The following is a 16,179-nucleotide window of genomic DNA, read 5'->3' as shown; positions in this document are numbered from 1 at the left end:
CGCGTGTTGTTCACCAAAGGCCACGGCACCGGCAACGACTTCGTCATCCTGCCCGACCCCGACGGGGCGCTCGACCTGACGCCGTCGCTCGTCGCGGCGCTCTGCGACCGCCACCGCGGCATCGGCGCGGACGGCGTGCTGCGCGTCGTGCGCAGCGCCAAGCATCCGGACAGCGCGGGACATGCGGCCGAGGCCGAGTGGTTCATGGACTACTGGAACGCCGACGGCTCGTCCGCCGAGATGTGCGGCAACGGTGTCCGCGTCTTCACCCGCTATCTGATCAGCCAGGGCCTCGCGACGGCCGGCCCCGAGGGCCTGCCGGTCGCCACCCGGGCCGGCGTCGTGCGAGCGGTGGTCGGTGAGCTCCAGATCTCGGTCCACATGCGCTCCCCCCGGGTGTACGCGGCCGGCACCGCGACCGTGGGCCAGCTGACCGTGCCCGGGCTGGCCGTGGACTGCGGGAACCCGCACCTGGTGAGCGCGCTGCACGACGGGGTCGACCTGGCCTCGCTGGACCTGCACGTGGCACCGGGCCATGACCCGGCGCTGTTCCCGGAGGGCGTCAACGTCGAGTTCACCACCCCGGGCGCACCCGTCGACGGTGCCGATCTGCACGTCCACATGCGCGTCTACGAGCGTGGTTCCGCCGAGACCCTGTCCTGCGGCTCCGGCGTCCTCGCGGTGGCCGCGGTGGCGCTGCGCGACGCGGGCCGCGAGACCGGCGTGGTCGCGGTGGACGTGCCGGGCGGACGGCTCACCGTCACCGCCGACGACCAGGGGCGGTGGTGGCTGGCGGGCCCGGCCGTGCTCGTGGCCACCGGTGAGGTCGACGTGGCGGCCCTCGTCTGATGGGGTCGTTGCACCGCGTGGCGCACCGCGGCTACTCGGCGGTCGCGCCGGAGAACACGCTGCCCGCCTTCGCCGCCGGCGTCCTGGCCGGGGCCACGTTCATGGAGTTCGACGTCCGTACGACCGCCGACGGCGTGCCGGTGGTGATCCACGACCGTACGGTCGACCGCACCACCGACGGCGCCGGCAAGGTCTGGGAGCTGACCCTGGACGAGATCGCCCGGCTCGACGCGGGGTCGTGGTTCTCGCCCGCCTACGCGGGGATCGGCGTACCGCGGCTCGCCGAGGTGCTCGAGTTGTTGCGCCCGCACGCGGTCCTCGCTGACTCGGCGGGCGATGCGGGCGTGACGCCGGCGGTCGCCCCGCGCGTCGAGCTGCTGCTGGAGATCAAGCCGCCGGCCACCCTCGAACAGGTGAAGGTCATCCTCGGGCAGGTCGCGGACGCGGGGCTGCTCGGCCGTACCGTGGTGCAGAGCTTCGACCCGGCCGTCGTCCGCCTCGCCGGTGAGGTCGCCCCCGACGTGCGCCGGGGCCTGCTGCGGGATGCCTTCGACACCTCGCAGGTGGAGGTCGCGCAGGAGCTGGGCGTCAGCTACTGCAACCCGTCCATGAACGCGGTGCTCGGCTCGCCCGAGACGGTCGCCGCGCTGGCGGGCGCGGGGGTGGCGGTCATGCCGTGGACCGCCAACGACGTGACGCTCTGGGCGGACCTGGTCGAGGCCGGTGTGGCCGGCTTGATCACCGACCACACCGGGGAGCTGACCGGCTGGGCTCAGAACGTCTCTCCGGGGGCCTTGTCCAGCTCGGCCTGAGGCGTCGCGGCCGGGTTGTGCGGCGCCGGCGTGCCCTTGACCGTCGCCCGGATGGCGGCGGCCACCGCCGGGGTCACCCGGGCGTCGAAGACGCTGGGGACGATCACGGTCGGGTTGATCTTGTCATCGCCGACGACGTTGGCGATCGCCATCGCCGCGGCCAGCGCCATCTCCTCGGTGAACTCCTCGGCGCTCACGTCGAGCATGCCGCGGAACACCCCGGGGAAGGCCAGCACGTTGTTGATCTGGTTGGGCTGGTCTGAGCGGCCGGTCGCCACGACGGCGGCGTGCTGCCGCGCCTCCCGCGGGTCCACCTCCGGATCCGGGTTGGCCAGCGCGAACACGATCGACTTGTCGGCCATCTTCGCGATGTCGGCGCCGGTGAGCAGGTTGGGCGCGCTGACCCCGATGAAGACGTCCGCGCCGACGATCGCCCCGGGCAGGTCACCCGAGTAGTTGTCGCGGTTGGTGTGCTCGACGAGCCACTGCCACGTCGGGGTCATGTCGTCCATGCCGCGGTGCAGGGCGCCCCTGCGGTCGTACGCGACGATGTCGCCCACCCCCTGGCGCAGGAGCAGTTTCATGATCGCCGTACCCGCGGCACCCGCGCCCGAGACGACCACCTTGACGTCCGCGAGGTTCTTGCCCACCACCCGCAGCGCGTTCGTGAGCGCGGCCAGCACGCAGATCGCGGTCCCGTGCTGGTCGTCGTGGAACACCGGGATGTCCAGCAGCTCGCGGAGCCGCATCTCGATCTCGAAGCAGCGCGGCGCGGCGATGTCCTCCAGGTTGATGCCGCCGTAGGCGGGAGCGATCGCCTTCACGATGTTGACGATCTCGTCGGTGTCCTGGGTGTCCAGCACCACCGGCCACGCGTCGACCCCGCCGAAGCGCTTGAAGAGCGCCGCCTTGCCCTCCATGACGGGCATCGCGGCAGCCGGGCCGATGTTGCCCAGCCCGAGCACGGCCGAGCCGTCGCTGACGACGGCGACCGTGTTGCGCTTGATGGTCAGCCGGCGCGCGTCCGCCGGGTTCTCCGCGATCGCCATACAGACGCGCGCCACGCCCGGCGTGTACGCCCGGGAAAGCTCGTCCCGGTTGCGTAGCGCGACTTTCGACGACACCTCGATCTTGCCGCCCAGGTGCAGCAGGAACGTACGGTCGGAGACCTTGCGGACGTCGACGCCGTCCTGTTCCTCCAGGTTCTTCACCACCTGGTCGGCATGGGTGGAGTCGGCGGTGTCGCAGGTGAGGTCGACGAGGACCCGGCTGGGGTCGGAGTCCACCACGTCGAGCGCGGTCACGATCGCGCCCGCCTCACCCACACAGGTGGTGAGCCGGCCGATGGACGAGGCGTCGGCGGTCACGGCGATCCGGATCGTGATCGAGAATCCTGCGCTGGGCAGGCGGGTGGTCACCACGGGAGTCCCTCCGTCGTTGGCGGGTGAGTCTTCGCATTCTTGCGCTTCGGGAATGACGGCGGCCATCGCGGTGGTTACTGATGAGTCAGACACTCTGCGACAACGTTCAGCCGCGTTATGTGGATGCGCCGGCAACCCTGGCGTGCCACGATCGGGCTGAGGAGGTCACCTTTTGCGAACTGAGCTTTTCGAACCCGACGTCACCACGGGTGAGCTGGAACTGGAGGAGCGGCACTCGCTACGGCGGGTAGCCGGGCTCTCCACGGAGCTCACGGACATCACCGAGGTCGAGTACAGGCAGCTGCGGCTCGAACGAGTAGTCCTGGTCGGCGTCTGGACCGAGGGCAGCGTCTCGGACGCGGAGAACTCGCTCAGCGAGCTCGCCGCGCTGGCCGAGACGGCCGGCTCCCAGGTGCTCGAGGGCCTCATCCAGCGCCGCTCCCGCCCCGACTCGGCCACCTTCATCGGCCGCGGCAAGGTGGAGGAGCTGCGCGACGTGGTCGTCGCCACCGGCGCCGACACCGTCATCTGCGACGGCGAGCTCTCCCCGTCGCAGCTGCGCAACCTCGAGCAGAAGGCCAAGGTCAAGGTCGTCGATCGGACGGCGCTGATCCTGGACATCTTCGCCCAGCACGCGAAGAGCAAGGAAGGTAAGGCGCAGGTCGAGCTGGCCCAGCTGCAATACCTGCTGCCGCGGCTGCGCGGCTGGGGTGATTCGCTGTCCCGGCAGGGTGGTGGAGCCGGCGGCTCCGGCGGCGGCGTGGGCACACGTGGTCCCGGTGAGACGAAGCTGGAGACCGACCGGCGCCGGATCAACCACCGCATCGCGAAGCTGCGGCGTGAGATCAAGGCCATGCGCACGGTACGGCAGACGAAGCGTTCGCGCCGCGCCAGCAGCGGCGTGCCGGCCGTGGCCATCGCCGGTTACACCAACGCGGGCAAGTCCAGCGTGCTCAACCAGTTGACGTCGGCGGGCGTGCTGGTCGAGGACGCGCTCTTCGCGACCTTGGACCCGACCACCCGCCGTACGGCCGCCGAGGACGGGCGCGTCTTCACCCTCTCCGACACGGTCGGCTTCGTCCGCCACCTGCCGCACCAGATCGTCGAGGCGTTCCGCTCGACGCTGGAGGAGGTCTCGTATGCGGACCTCGTCGTGCACGTGGTCGACGGCGCCCACCCGGACCCGGAGGGACAGGTGTCGGCGGTCCGCGAGGTCCTGAGCGAGGTCCGCGCCGACCGCATCCCGGAGCTGCTGGTCGTCAACAAGATCGACGCCGCGGGCGAGGAGACGATGCTGCGGCTCAAGCGGACCTGGCCCGACGCGGTGTTCGTCTCGGCCCGCTCGGGGCAGGGCATCGCCGACCTGCATGCGGCCATCGCGCAGCGGCTGCCGCGGCCGGCGGTGGACCTGCGGGTGCTGCTCCCGTACGACCGGGGCGACTTGGTGGCGCGGATCCACCGGCGGGGACAGGTTCTCGACACCCGGCACACGGACGAGGGCACCGAGCTTCGCGTACGGGTCGACGAACAGCTCGCCGCGGAGCTGGAGGCATTCAAAGCCTGAGGTCGCTCCCTTGTGGAAAACGGGCTTTGTGACGTGGGACACCTGGGCGATCTGCCCGTTACGTACCCCGGCGCGCCCCGTCTGACCTGCCTTGATCCGCGCGTAACGCCAGTACGGGACGCCGCATGCGACACTGATCGGATGCGGCGTCTCGTGTTCCCGGTCATGCTTGCCTCCGGGCTGGTGATGATGGGTGCCGTGCCCGCCTCCGCCGAGCCGGCCCCCGCGGCCACCTCGGGGAAGGCCGCGGCCGGCAAGAAGGTGTGCAAGGTCACCGATCCGCTCCTGAACGAGCTCTCGGGCATCGTGGCGACCGACGACGGCTACGTCGTGATCAACGACGGTTCCGACGCGCAGCGCCAGAAGGTCTTCTTCCTCGACGACGGCTGCGACATCATCAAGCGGGTCCCCTTCAGCGGCAACGGCCCCCGCGACACCGAGGACATGGTCCTGTCGCCGGACGGGAAGACCCTCTGGATCGCCGACACCGGCGACAACGGCGTCCGCAAGAGGCCACCGGAACACCGCGAAACCGTCAGCGTCTGGACCATGCCGGTGGACGGCTCCAAGGAACCCAAGATCCACCGCCTGACGTACCCCGCCGGCGACTACCACGACGCCGAGGCCCTCCTGCTCGACGGTGACGGCAAGCCGATCATCGTCACCAAGGAGGTCACCGGGCCGGCGATGCTCTACACCCCGGCGGCGGCGCTCAAGACGAACAACAGTGAGGGCGTACCGCTCAAGAAGGTCGGGCAGCTCGAGCTTCCGCGTACGGACACACAGGGCACCGCGTTCGCCCGCCTGGCCCAGGGCGTGGTCACCGGCGCCGCGATCGCCCCCGGCGGCGACAAGATCGTCATCCGGACGTACCTCGACGCCTTCGAGTGGGACGTGACCAACGGCAACATCCTCGCCGCGCTGAAGAACAAGCCGCGCGGCACGGGCCTGCCGGGCGAGCCGTTCGGCGAAGCGATCACCTACAGCGCGGACGGCAAGACGTTCGCGACGGTCTCGGACTTCGGCGACATCGACGACGAGGAATCGGTCAACAACATCCTCCGCTACACCCCGGCCACCCAGGTGGTCGAGGCGAACACGGACGCGGCCAAGAAGAGCGCGGCCTCCAGCGGCGGCCCCAGCTGGCTCTCCGACCTGAGCCTCTCCGATCTCACCTACCTGGTGGGCGGCATCGGCATCCTCGGCGCCCTCCTCGTCGGCGCCGGCATCTTGGGCATCATCCGGGCCCGCAAGAAGCCCCTACCGGAACCGGCCGCGAAGAGCACCGACCCGACCGGCGGCCCCAAACCGGGCGACGCCGAAACGGAGCTCCTGTCCGTGGGCGGCCCGGCCCAACGCTCCGGCGTCTACGGCGCAGGCTCGGCACCCGGCGTGTACGGCGGCGCCAAGCCGCCCGCGAAGGGCAGCGGCGTCTACGGAGGCGCTGCGGGCCGACCGGGAGCAGCCGCTCCGGGAGGCCGCCCCGGCGCCGCCCCGCCGGTGCCGGTACGCCCGGGAGGCGCTCCGCAAGGCCGTCCGGGTGTCGCGCAGCCGGGTCGTCCGGGTGTCGCCCAGCCGGGTCGTCCCGGGGGTGGGCAGGGGGGTCGTCCCGCCGGTGGTCCGCAGGGTCGTCCGGGGGCCGGTCAGGTGCAGCCCGGCGGCGGCCAGCAGGGTCGTCCTGGTGGCGGTCAGCCCGCTCGTCCGGCGGGTGGGCAGCCTGCGCGCCCGGCTGGTGGCCAGGGTCGTCCGGCGGGTGGCCCGCAGGGTCGTCCGGGTGCCGGTCAGCCGCAGCCCGGTGGTGGGCAGCCTGCTCGTCCTGCCGGCGGTCAGCCGGGGGGTCCGAGCGGTGGTCAGCAGGGTCGTCCGGCCGGTGGTCAACCCGGCCGCGGTGCGGCGCCGGGGCGCCCGGCTCAGGGCGGTCAGCCCGGTGCCCGGCCTGGCGGCGGCGTCTACGGAGCCCCGCCTCCGCCTCCTCCGCCGGGAGGCGGCGGCCGGCAGGCCGGCTCGTCCGGTCCCACCGGCTTCTTCGGCGCATAGGGCGCATCGGCGGCGCCTTCTTCGCCGGATTTAAATGACTGGCGCAGAGCCGCTCTCGATGAGCAGAATCTGTACCGACGCCGAGGGAGCCGAGAAATAGCTCCGGAAAAGCGTTGACGAAAACAGCGGGGCCGGGTCATCCTGGATGCCGACACCGCACCAGAGCCTCGAGGGGAGTTGAACCGTCATGTCGTGGCAGCCGAATTGCACGATCGCCCAGTCATGGGTGGCGTATGGATTTGCCACGTCCGTCGTGACGGCCCAGCTGCACCTCCGAGGTAGCGAGCAGAGTCGTGACCTGGAGCGGTGGAGCGGGTAGAGCAGCAGCGTCTGCGCCTACGCCGCCCACCTCGCCATCGAGGACCGGGCGGCTTTTTCGTTCCCGGAAATCGCCTTACGGGTGTAGCTCAACGGTATAGAGCACCGGTCTCCAAAACCGAAGGTTGCAGGTTCGAATCCTGCCGCCCGTGCGTGCCCTGAATACGTTTCGGGGAATTGCTCATTGTCAACTCAACAGTGGATGGCATGTATTTATCCGACGGCCCGATCGAGGGTACGTCGGTGCCGACCCGGCGCGTGACTGCCATGTCACGCGCCGGGGCGACCGGACCGAGGGAGACGGCAACCCGCCTGTTCTCCGAGCAGGAGACACCACGTTCGACTCGTGGGGTCCGGACGCAGATGGGCTTGTGGCGCAGCGGTAGCGCACCGGTTCGGCAGACCGGGGGTCGGCGGTTCGAATCCGCCCAGGTCCACAGGCAGGCACCACCCGGGACGGGCGGGCCTGACCAAGCCTTCCTGGCGCAAGCGGCAGCGCACACGGCTGAAGCCCGTGGGGTCTCCGTTCGACTCGGGGGGAAGGCACGACCGGCCTGGTGGCCGGTAACAACGCCCGTGAGGCTGAGGCAGGTAGACCACTGGACTCTCGATCCGGAAGACCGGGTTCGACCCCCGGACGGGCGACGCACCACCATGCGGCAGTAGCTCATCAGGCCAGAGCGCCACGCTTCCACCGTGGGGGTGCGGGGTTCGAGACCCCGCTGCCGCTCCAAACCCTGCACGCCCTCGTGCCCGCCGAGGCGTGACACGTGGCTGTAGCACAACGGTCAGTGCGCCGCCTTGCCATGGCGGAGACCGGGGTTCGACTCCCCGTAGCCACTCCACGATCGAACGAGAACTCAACACGGTGGCCGCCTCCGGCGGCCGCAACCAGCGCAATGGTGACCGGACCCCGGCCGAGGCCGGATGGCCTGCGGACCCTCCAGCGGTCCCCAGCCGGGCCGAGCTCACCGAGCGCTGCACCCGGCCGGCGGGATCGCTACCCCCGCCTGCCGGCGATGCGAGCTGGTGCAACCGGCAGCACACCCGGCTCTGACCCGGACGATGGAGGTTCGAATCCTCCGCTCGCAGCTTCCCGCCCTCGTAGCCCAATGGCAGAGGCGACGGTCTGAGGGGCCGTGCAGTGCGCGTTCGACTCGCGCCGAGGGCACAAGTAGCCGCCTTGTCGCCGGTTTCAAGACCGGCCATCGGTTCGATCAGTGCCAGCGCAGCACGACAGGTGGTGCACCGCTCTCGTAAAGCGGAGGTAGCCGGTTCGAGTCCGGCCGCTGGCTCACCGGATCGCCCGCCCGAGCGGCGGCGCGACCACATGCCCGGGTAGCCCAACTGGTAGGAGGCGGCTGGCTTAGAACCAGCACAGTGCGCGTTCGAATCGCGTCCCGGGTACGCAGCACGTTCTTGGGCTCGTAGCTCCAATTGGTAGAGCACCGCTTTTGCACAGCGGGGGTTGTCGGTTCGAATCCGACCGGGTCCACCACGTCGACGTAGCTCAGTGGGAGAGCAACCGCCTGTCGAGCGGTAGGCCGCGGGTTCGAGTCCCGTCGTCGGCGCGCAGGGAGGGTTGGCCGAGTGGGAAGGCTACGGTTTGCTACGCCGTCGACAGGGCGCTGTCCTGCGCAGGTTCGATCCCTGCACCCTCCGCACCGTCTCGCCGTGGCCCAGTTGGTAGGGGCGCCTCGCTGATAACGAGGAGGGCGGTGGTTCGACTCCACCCGGCGAGACCATGCCTCGGTAGCTCAGGGGAAAGAGCGTCCGGCTACGAACCGGAAGGCCGCAGGTTCGAATCCTGCTCGGGGTACGTATCGGGACACGGCGCGCCCAGCCCGGCGCGCCGTTCCCCGCGGGTTGTGGCGCAGCTTGGTCAGCGCGCTCGGTTCGGGACCGAGAGGACGCCGGTTCGAATCCGGCCAGCCCGACTCCTCGGCGAGGGAGACCTTGGACGGGTGCGGTGCGGCACCGCACCCCTCAAGGCGACACCCGCCCGACCTGGAGGAGCCAGCCGAAAGTTGGCGCCGGCCGCCGTCTCGAAAACGGTTGGGGCATTCGCCCGTGGCGGTTCGACCCCGCCCTCCTCCGCTCCCAGGCCGTCAGCGGCCCTGATCCCGTTCCGGTAGCTCAGTTGGCAGAGCGCCGCCTCGACAAGACGGAAGTCCCTGGTTCGAGTCCAGGCCGGAACACGCACCAGCTCGGCGCGGTGGACGAACAGGTAGAGTCGCCCGGCTTTCACCCGGGAATGTGCGGGTTCGAGTCCCGTCCGCGCTGCGATGCCCTGGTAGCTCAGCGGATAGAGCGGCCGAAAACGTCAGCGGCGGCACGGCGGGAGAGTTGCGGATGCACCGGGACCGGGCCCGTGGTGTAGAAGACCCCGGGGGCAGGGAACCTCAGCCCCCGGCAGGGAAGCTCGTTGCCTCACCGTCGACCAGGGGACGTGGGTTCGAATCCCACCCAGGGCACTTTCATCCGGCGTCGGATCCCACCTTCACCGCGTCGCTCGGCCGTGGCCGATGTCGGTCCAGGAGGCGACGAGCGGAACGGCAAGCCGCCTCGCAGCCTGTATCGCGTGCGGAGCGCGGCGGCTCCCGCTTGACGGCCCTGCGACGTCGTCAACGACGCATGTCCCAGCAGCCGCATGAACCGTTTTCCGCCGCGGGTATTGAGCCGCGGCCTGCCTGCGTAGCTCAACCAGGAAGAGCGCCGTCCTTACAAGACGGATGTCGGAGGTTCGAGTCCTCCCGCAGGCACGTGTGACACCCATGGTGGCCGTAGCTCATCAGGTCAGAGCGCCAGGTCGTGACCCTGGAGGCGACCGGTTCGAGTCCGGTCGGTCACCCTCGCGCGGGCGCGCCGAAGCTGGAGAGTCGGGCCTGGCTGTAAACCAGGTGCTTGCTGCTCAGGGGGTTCGAATCCCTCCGCCCGCACTCGTACTGCCCTCGTAGCTCAGCGGAGTAGAGCACCAGGTTCCGAACCTGGGGGTCGCTGGTTCGAATCCGGCCGGGGGCACGCACCACCGTCCGGGGCGCACCGCGCGGATCCGGGGGTGGCCTCGTGGCGTTCCGGGTGGAGCGCCCCGCCTGCAAAGCGGGAGACCCTTCCGGTTCGACTCCGGGCGAGGCCTCGGACTATGTCATCCACTGTGAGTTGCCGATGCGGGCGCCGCGAGCCCGAGCCTGATCGCAGAAACTCCGAGCCGCAGCGCACCAAGCCCAGCCGTAGAACTTGAGTGGGCCGGCCGCCACACCGGTGCCGACCGGCCCGAAGTTCCTTCGCTCGCGGTCGCCGAACGGGCTCAGATCCGGCGCAGCACCGCCACGACCCGTCCCATCACCGTCGCGTCGTCGCCCGGGATCGGGTCGAAGGCCGGGTTGGCCGGCATCAGCCAGACGTGCCCATCCCGCTGCCGGTAGCTCTTGACCGTCGCCTCCCCGTCGATCATGGCCGCCACGATGTCGCCGGGGTTCGCCGTGGGCTGCTGGCGGACCACCACCCAGTCGCCGTTGCAGATGGCGGCGTCGATCATCGAGTCGCCCTTGACCTCGAGCATGAAGACCTCGCCCTCGCCGACCAGCTCACGCGGCAGCGGGAAGAACTCCTCCACCGCCTGCTCCGCGAGGATGGGCCCGCCGGCGGCGATCCGGCCGACGAGCGGCACGTACGCGGGGGTGGGCCGGGCCGACCGCAGCGTCTCGTCGTCGACCATGTCGCTGGGCGAGCGCACGTCCACCGCGCGCGGGCGGTTGGGGTCGCGGCGCAGGAAGCCCTTCTTCTCGAGCTCCTTCAGCTGGTAGGCGACGCTGGACGGGGACACGAGGCCCACCGCCTCGCCGATCTCACGGACGCTCGGCGGATATCCGTACCGTTCGACCCAGTCCTTGATGAATTCCAGGATGCGCCGCTGACGGGCGGTCAGGTCGGCGGTGACCAGGTCCGGGAACTGGCTGACCACCGGCGTGACGGAGCGCAGCTGCGGGGCGTCGGCGCTGCGGGCCCGGGCCGGGGTGCGGCGTCGCATGGCAGCTCTGGTGCTCGTGGCCTCGGGCTTCATGTCCTTCTGGTGCTGCCGGCTCGTCCGGTCGTCGGTCGACACGTCCGCCCTCCTTGTCGGCCACTGCCCTCAGGGCACGTGGTGCTCGCGGAGCCGGGCATTCGCCGTGGGGATGGACGTCGGCCCGGCTGACCCCTCTTGATGCAGAACCGTATCGGCGCCGTACGACAGATTCAAACATCTGTACGACTTTCTCTCGGCGTGTCGCCCGGAAGTGCTCGACTTCCGTACGCCTGTTCTGATACACCGTCGTACGGGCGTTCGATCGAACGCCCGTACGAGGGACGTATGCGAGGAAAGGAATATGCCGTGGTAGCCACCGGTATGCGTCAGGGGCAACCGGCCCCGTTGCGATTGACGCGACGAGGGCGGATCGTCGTGCTGACCTTCTTCTTCCTCCTGGCCTCGCTTGCCAGCGCAGTGTTGTGGACCACTGCTTCCCGGGCCGACGAGCCGTCCCGAGGTCCCGCCCCAACGGTCGTCGTGCAGCCGAACGACACGCTGTGGTCCATCGCCGAGCGCGTGGCACCGGACCGTGCGCCCCGCGAGGTGATCGACGACATCCGCGAACTCAACAACTTCAAAGGCTCTTACGTGTACGCCGGGGACACCCTCCTCGTCCCCCGAGGCAACTGAACCGCGCCGGCGGCCTCCCGCAGCGTCCCCGTGCGCCTGCTCCGACACGGCTCTCAGCCTCCAGAGAGGTCCGGGGCACCTCCGGTTGGACTCATGCGGCTCGGACGGTTGTCGCGCGGCGAGCTTGTGGTGCAGCGGCCTCGAGAAGCCGATGGACGCCCAGCGACTCGTCGGCTTCCGCTATCGGTCGCCCTTCTGCCCGTTGGACGGGCCTCGTGGTGCGGCACCTTGGTGCGGCCGGCACCTCCCGCGGCGGCTCACCGCCTCCCGCGCGGCTCACCGCCTCCCGCGCGGCTCACCGCCTCCCGCGGCGGCCCACCGCTCCATCCACGCCGATGACGATCTGATCTTGCCGCTCCGGGCTGTCCGCGGCTTCTTGATCAAGGCGACCCGGTGCTGGCCGTGACTGCCGTGGCACCCGTCGTGTTGAGGTAGAAAATGCGGCGCGCCGAACCGCCGGTGAACTTGCGCCGGGGTCGGCAGCGGCCTAACGTCGACCCCAACATCTAGTAGTTACAAGGGTGTAAGTCGTCCACAGGTTGGGGTCAGGTCCCTCCGTCATCCACAGGCTCGTCCACAGTTCCGAGGCGGAAAATGATCACCTCGGGGCTGATGTTCGGCGTGCCCGGATCACGGGAACACCGCAGTCAACTCCCTGGGAACGGCAGCCCGGCGACAGGAGGATTGCGGTGCGGTGTCCGTACTGCCGACACGCCGATTCGCGCGTGGTCGACTCGCGTGAGGCCGACGACGGTCAGTTGATCCGTCGCCGTCGCGCCTGCCCCGAGTGCGGCAAGCGGTTCACGACCGTGGAGGAGGCCGTGCTCGCGGTGGTCAAGCGTAGCGGCGTGACCGAGCCCTTCAGCCGGACGAAGATCATGAGCGGCGTGCGCAAGGCCTGCCAGGGGCGGCCCGTCGCGGAGGACTCGATCGCCCTGCTCGCGCAGCGGGTCGAGGAGACCGTCCGGGCCAAGGGCGCGGCCGAGGTGCCGAGCCACGATGTCGGGCTGGCGATCCTCACTCCGCTGCGGGAGCTCGACCAGGTGGCCTACCTGCGCTTCGCGAGCGTCTACAAGTCGTTCGACTCGCTCGACGAGTTCGAGCGGGAGATCTCCGAACTGCGCGCGGCCGGCGGCGACGGCGAGGACTCGGCGGGCGGGCGCGACGGCGGTAAGGACGCGGCGGCGCGCGAGGCCACGGTTGCCAAGGAGGCGGGGTTGCGGCACGTGGTCGCCCCGCGGTCCGGTGGTCGGGCGCCCAAGATCGGGGATCGGTCGCCCTAGCGGCGTGACGTGACGCAACCGGGCGACGTGGTCCCGGACCCGTGAGCACCAGGCCTTGCTGGGCCCGTACTGAAAAGGCTTGAAAGATGGCGCGGCTCGACAGCCGGCGCCGATGTCGGAAAGCGGATCGCGGTGGGGAAGCCGCGATCGTTCGAGGGGGAGCACACATATGGCCGGTGACGGCATGACAGCAGGTAGGCAGCGCACTCGCGCTGGCAACGGGGGCGCCGCGGTCGGGGGGCTGCGCGTCGAGCGGGTCTGGACGACCGAGGGTGTTCACCCGTATGACGAGGTCGAGTGGGAACGCCGCGACGTCGTGATGACGAACTGGCGGGACGGCTCGATCAACTTCGAGCAGCGTGGGGTCGAGTACCCGACGTTCTGGAGCGTCAATGCCGCCAACATCGTCACCACCAAGTACTTCCGGGGTGCGGTCGGCACGCCCGAGCGGGAGTGGTCGCTCAAGCAGCTGATCGACCGGGTCGTGAAGACCTACCGCAAGGCGGGCGAGGACCACCGCTACTTCGCCTCGCCGGCCGACGCCGAGGTGTTCGAGCACGAGCTGACGTGGATGCTGCTGCACCAGGTGTTCAGCTTCAACTCGCCGGTCTGGTTCAACGTCGGCACCACGTCGCCGCAGCAGGTCAGTGCCTGCTTCATCCTGTCCGTGGACGACTCGATGGACTCGATCCTGGACTGGTACAAGGAAGAGGGCCTGATCTTCAAGGGCGGCTCCGGTTCCGGCGTCAACCTCTCCCGGATCCGCTCCTCCCGGGAACTGCTCTCCTCGGGCGGCACGGCCAGTGGCCCGGTCAGCTTCATGCGCGGCGCCGACGCGAGCGCCGGAACCATCAAGTCCGGCGGCGCCACCCGGCGCGCGGCCAAGATGGTCATCCTCGACGTCGACCACCCCGACATCGAGGAGTTCGTCTTCACCAAGGCGCGCGAGGAGAACAAGATCCGCGCGCTGCGGGACGCCGGGTTCGACATGGACCTCGGCGGCAGCGACATCGTCAGCGTCCAGTACCAGAACGCCAACAACTCGGTGCGGGTCAGCGACGAGTTCATGCGGGCGGTCGAGGAGGGCGGCGCGTTCGACCTCCGCGGCCGGCTGCACGGCGAGGTGATCGAGTCCATCGACGCCAAGAAGCTGTTCACCGACATCGCCAAGGCGGCGTGGGAGTGCGCCGACCCGGGCATGCAGTACGACGACACCATCAACGACTGGCACACCAACCCCGAGACCGGCCGCATCACCGCGTCCAACCCCTGCTCGGAGTACATGTCGCTGGACGACTCGTCCTGCAACCTGGCCTCGCTCAACCTGATGAAGTTCCTCAACGCCGACGGCGGCTTCGAGGTCCAGAAGTTCGTCAAGAGCGTCGAGTTCGTCATCACCGCGATGGAGATCTCCATCGCGTTCGCGGACTTCCCCACCCCGAAGATCGGCGACACCACGCGGGCCTACCGCCAGCTCGGCATCGGGTACGCGAACCTGGGCGCGCTGCTGATGGCGTCCGGCCTGCCGTACGACTCGGAGGGTGGTCGCTCCGTCGCCGCCGGCATCACCTCGCTCATGACGGGTACGGCGTACCGCCGCTCCGCGGAGCTCGCCGGGGTCGTCGGCCCGTACGACGGGTACGCCCGCAACGCCGAGGCGCACAAGCGCGTCATGCGCAAGCACGCGGCGGCGAACGACGAGGTCCGCCCGAGCAGCCCGGTCGCCACGGCGCTGGTGAAGGAAGCCACCAAGCAGTGGCAGGACGGCATCAAGATCGGCGAGAAGAACGGCTGGCGCAACGCGCAGGCGTCCGTGCTCGCGCCGACCGGCACCATCGGCCTGATGATGGACTGCGACACCACCGGCATCGAGCCCGACCTGGCCCTGGTCAAGTTCAAGAAGCTCGTCGGCGGCGGCTCGATGCAGATCGTCAACCAGACGGTGCCGCGTGCCCTGCGCAGCCTCGGCTACCCCGAGGAGCAGGTCGAGGCGATCGTCGAGCACATCGCCGACCACGGCAACGTCGTCGACGCCCCCGGCCTCAAGCCGGAGCACTACCCGGTGTTCGACTGCGCCATGGGTGAGCGGTCCATCGCCCCGATGGGCCACGTCCGGATGATGGCCGCCGTGCAGCCGTTCATCTCCGGCGCGATCTCCAAGACGGTCAACATGCCCGAGTCGGCGACCGTCGAGGACATCGAGCACATCCACTTCCAGGGCTGGAAGCTGGGCCTGAAGGCGCTCGCGATCTACCGCGACAACTGCAAGGTCGGTCAGCCGCTGTCCGCGGCGAAGCCCAACAAGGCCGTTGCTTCGACCGAGACCCCGGCCCAGGTCGAGAAGGTCGTGGAGAAGGTCGTCGAGTACCGCCCGGTCCGCAAGCGTCTGCCCAAGAAGCGCCCGTCGGAGACGGTGTCGTTCTCGGTCGGCGGCGCGGAGGGCTACCTCACCGCATCGTCCTACCCGGACGACGGCCTCGGCGAGGTCTTCCTCAAGATGTCGAAGCAGGGCTCGACCCTGGCGGGCGTCATGGACGCCTTCTCGGTGGCGATCTCGATAGGGCTCCAGTACGGCGTGCCGCTGGAGACGTTTGTCAGCAAGTTCACGAACATGCGCTTCGAGCCGGCCGGCATGACCGACGACCCGGACGTCCGCATGGCCGCGTCGGTGATGGACTACATCTTCCGCCGCCTGGCACTGGACTTCCTGCCGTACGACACCCGCGCCGAGCTGGGCATCTTCACCGCCAAGGAGCGCGCGGCCCAGATCGCGGCCGAGGCGGCGGCGGAGGCGGGCAACGTGGACCTGGCCGGCATGGCCGCGTCCGCCCCGGTCTCCGCCCCGGTGGGCGCGGCAACCGCCCCGGCGGCGGCGGTCCCGGCGGCCGAGGTCAAGGCTCCGGCTGAGGCCAAGGCTCCCGCCGAGACGGAGAAGGAGGCGCACTCCTCGACGGAGCTGCTCGAGATCGTCCTCGGCACGTCGGCGGATGCACCGCTGTGCTTCACCTGTGGGACGAAGATGCGGCCTGCTGGCAGCTGCTACGTGTGCGAGGGCTGCGGCTCCACGTCCGGCTGCAGCTGAGCTAGAAGATCGGCGAACCGGGCGCTTCCGCTGACGCGGAGGCGCCCGGTTCCTTTAGCTCGGGTCGCCGACCAAGGCGCACGACGCGATCCGGGTGGTTGACCGTCGCTTTAA

The 16,179-nt window shown here is 69.9% G+C and carries 8 protein-coding genes, 23 tRNA genes and 1 pseudogene; 30 read left to right on the top strand and 2 right to left on the bottom strand.

The genetic code is table 11. The annotated features are described in order from the left end of the window. The first annotated feature begins 3 nt into the window (after positions 1 to 3). Positions 4 to 849 (top strand): diaminopimelate epimerase, encoded by an 846-nt coding sequence (gene dapF, locus AB0368_RS17175; protein WP_366154821.1) that lies wholly within the window; start codon positions 4 to 6, stop codon positions 847 to 849. Then, positions 849 to 1,661 carry a glycerophosphodiester phosphodiesterase family protein gene (locus AB0368_RS17170; protein WP_366154820.1) on the top strand — a complete coding sequence of 271 codons (813 nt, stop codon included), beginning with the start codon at positions 849 to 851 and terminating at the stop codon, positions 1,659 to 1,661. Before dapF ends, AB0368_RS17170 begins: the two co-directional genes overlap by 1 nt. Here AB0368_RS17170 and AB0368_RS17165 read toward each other — a convergent pair. Then, positions 1,622 to 3,082: an NAD-dependent malic enzyme gene (locus AB0368_RS17165; RefSeq protein ID WP_366154819.1), complete on the bottom strand. Its 1,461-nt coding sequence runs from the start codon at positions 3,080 to 3,082 to the stop codon at positions 1,622 to 1,624. The genes AB0368_RS17170 and AB0368_RS17165 overlap by 40 nt on opposite strands. A 172-nt stretch (positions 3,083 to 3,254) precedes the next feature. On the opposite strand from AB0368_RS17165, the gene hflX reads away from it, so the two are divergent. From hflX to AB0368_RS17040, 25 genes are all read left to right on the top strand, one after another. After that, complete coding sequence (gene hflX, locus AB0368_RS17160; RefSeq protein WP_366154818.1) at positions 3,255 to 4,646, top strand: GTPase HflX; 1,392 nt, start codon at positions 3,255 to 3,257, stop codon at positions 4,644 to 4,646. 141 nt (positions 4,647 to 4,787) lie between these two features. Then, positions 4,788 to 6,683: a hypothetical protein gene (locus AB0368_RS17155; RefSeq protein ID WP_366154817.1), complete on the top strand. Its 1,896-nt coding sequence runs from the start codon at positions 4,788 to 4,790 to the stop codon at positions 6,681 to 6,683. Positions 6,684 to 7,079: 396 nt separating this feature from the next. Beyond that, positions 7,080 to 7,153, top strand: a tRNA-Trp gene (locus AB0368_RS17150). A 213-nt stretch (positions 7,154 to 7,366) separates the two neighbouring features. Next, positions 7,367 to 7,438 (top strand) — tRNA-Ala (locus AB0368_RS17145). Positions 7,439 to 7,572: 134 nt separating this feature from the next. Further along, positions 7,573 to 7,646: transfer RNA gene (locus AB0368_RS17140), tRNA-Glu, on the top strand. 11 nt (positions 7,647 to 7,657) lie between these two features. Beyond that, a tRNA-Gly gene (locus AB0368_RS17135) sits at positions 7,658 to 7,734 on the top strand. A 37-nt stretch (positions 7,735 to 7,771) separates the two neighbouring features. Further along, a tRNA-Gly gene (locus AB0368_RS17130) sits at positions 7,772 to 7,846 on the top strand. Between the two features lie 175 nt (positions 7,847 to 8,021). Next, positions 8,022 to 8,093: transfer RNA gene (locus tag AB0368_RS17125), tRNA-Gln, on the top strand. A gap of 6 nt (positions 8,094 to 8,099) precedes the next feature. Then, a tRNA-Leu gene (locus tag AB0368_RS17120) sits at positions 8,100 to 8,172 on the top strand. 51 nt (positions 8,173 to 8,223) lie between these two features. Then, a tRNA-Thr gene (locus AB0368_RS17115) sits at positions 8,224 to 8,296 on the top strand. Between the two features lie 37 nt (positions 8,297 to 8,333). Then, a tRNA-Leu gene (locus AB0368_RS17110) sits at positions 8,334 to 8,408 on the top strand. 14 nt (positions 8,409 to 8,422) lie between these two features. Next, positions 8,423 to 8,499, top strand: a tRNA-Ala gene (locus AB0368_RS17105). 1 nt (position 8,500) lies between these two features. Next, positions 8,501 to 8,572 (top strand) — tRNA-Asp (locus AB0368_RS17100). A 5-nt stretch (positions 8,573 to 8,577) separates the two neighbouring features. Continuing rightward, positions 8,578 to 8,663 (top strand) — tRNA-Ser (locus AB0368_RS17095). Positions 8,664 to 8,669: 6 nt separating this feature from the next. Then, positions 8,670 to 8,746 (top strand) — tRNA-Ile (locus AB0368_RS17090). Position 8,747: 1 nt separating this feature from the next. Continuing rightward, positions 8,748 to 8,820 (top strand) — tRNA-Arg (locus tag AB0368_RS17085). Between the two features lie 43 nt (positions 8,821 to 8,863). Beyond that, positions 8,864 to 8,938, top strand: a tRNA-Pro gene (locus AB0368_RS17080). A gap of 72 nt (positions 8,939 to 9,010) precedes the next feature. Then, a tRNA-Ser gene (locus AB0368_RS17075) sits at positions 9,011 to 9,098 on the top strand. Positions 9,099 to 9,126: 28 nt separating this feature from the next. After that, a tRNA-Val gene (locus AB0368_RS17070) sits at positions 9,127 to 9,199 on the top strand. 11 nt (positions 9,200 to 9,210) lie between these two features. Then, positions 9,211 to 9,284: transfer RNA gene (locus AB0368_RS17065), tRNA-Glu, on the top strand. A gap of 405 nt (positions 9,285 to 9,689) precedes the next feature. Beyond that, a tRNA-Val gene (locus tag AB0368_RS17060) sits at positions 9,690 to 9,763 on the top strand. Between the two features lie 15 nt (positions 9,764 to 9,778). Then, positions 9,779 to 9,852 (top strand) — tRNA-His (locus AB0368_RS17055). A gap of 5 nt (positions 9,853 to 9,857) precedes the next feature. Further along, a tRNA-Tyr gene (locus AB0368_RS17050) sits at positions 9,858 to 9,940 on the top strand. 8 nt (positions 9,941 to 9,948) lie between these two features. Further along, positions 9,949 to 10,022, top strand: a tRNA-Arg gene (locus AB0368_RS17045). A 39-nt stretch (positions 10,023 to 10,061) separates the two neighbouring features. Next, a tRNA-Cys gene (locus tag AB0368_RS17040) sits at positions 10,062 to 10,137 on the top strand. Positions 10,138 to 10,308: 171 nt separating this feature from the next. Here the strand turns inward: AB0368_RS17040 and lexA are convergent. After that, a complete protein-coding gene (gene lexA, locus AB0368_RS17035; protein WP_366154923.1) occupies positions 10,309 to 11,064 on the bottom strand; it encodes a transcriptional repressor LexA in 756 nt (251 codons plus the stop codon). A gap of 309 nt (positions 11,065 to 11,373) precedes the next feature. On the opposite strand from lexA, the gene AB0368_RS17030 reads away from it, so the two are divergent. The 3 genes and pseudogenes from AB0368_RS17030 (at position 11,374) to AB0368_RS17020 (ending at position 16,065) form a co-directional block, all read left to right on the top strand. Continuing rightward, a complete protein-coding gene (locus AB0368_RS17030) occupies positions 11,374 to 11,700 on the top strand; it encodes a LysM peptidoglycan-binding domain-containing protein (protein ID WP_366154816.1) in 327 nt (108 codons plus the stop codon). A 689-nt stretch (positions 11,701 to 12,389) separates the two neighbouring features. Continuing rightward, positions 12,390 to 12,812: pseudogene (gene nrdR / locus AB0368_RS17025) on the top strand (transcriptional regulator NrdR); the annotation flags it as partial. 340 nt (positions 12,813 to 13,152) lie between these two features. Then, complete coding sequence (locus AB0368_RS17020) at positions 13,153 to 16,065, top strand: vitamin B12-dependent ribonucleotide reductase (protein WP_366154815.1); 2,913 nt, start codon at positions 13,153 to 13,155, stop codon at positions 16,063 to 16,065. The last annotated feature ends 114 nt before the right edge of the window (positions 16,066 to 16,179 follow it).

It is taken from the genome of Actinoplanes sp. NPDC051475 (assembly GCF_040689425.1).
In the GTDB taxonomy this organism is placed as follows: Bacteria; Actinomycetota; Actinomycetes; order Mycobacteriales; family Micromonosporaceae; genus Actinoplanes.
This window is presented reverse-complemented; position numbering and strand designations above follow the sequence as displayed.

Coding starts and splice junctions, on each gene's coding strand:
- AB0368_RS17170 (WP_366154820.1), top strand. CDS start 849: ATGGGGTCGTTGCACCGCGTGGCGCACCGCGGCTACTCGGCGGTCGCG.
- lexA (WP_366154923.1), bottom strand. CDS start 11,064: ATGAAGCCCGAGGCCACGAGCACCAGAGCTGCCATGCGACGCCGCACC.
- AB0368_RS17155 (WP_366154817.1), top strand. CDS start 4,788: ATGCGGCGTCTCGTGTTCCCGGTCATGCTTGCCTCCGGGCTGGTGATG.
- AB0368_RS17020 (WP_366154815.1), top strand. CDS start 13,153: ATGGCCGGTGACGGCATGACAGCAGGTAGGCAGCGCACTCGCGCTGGC.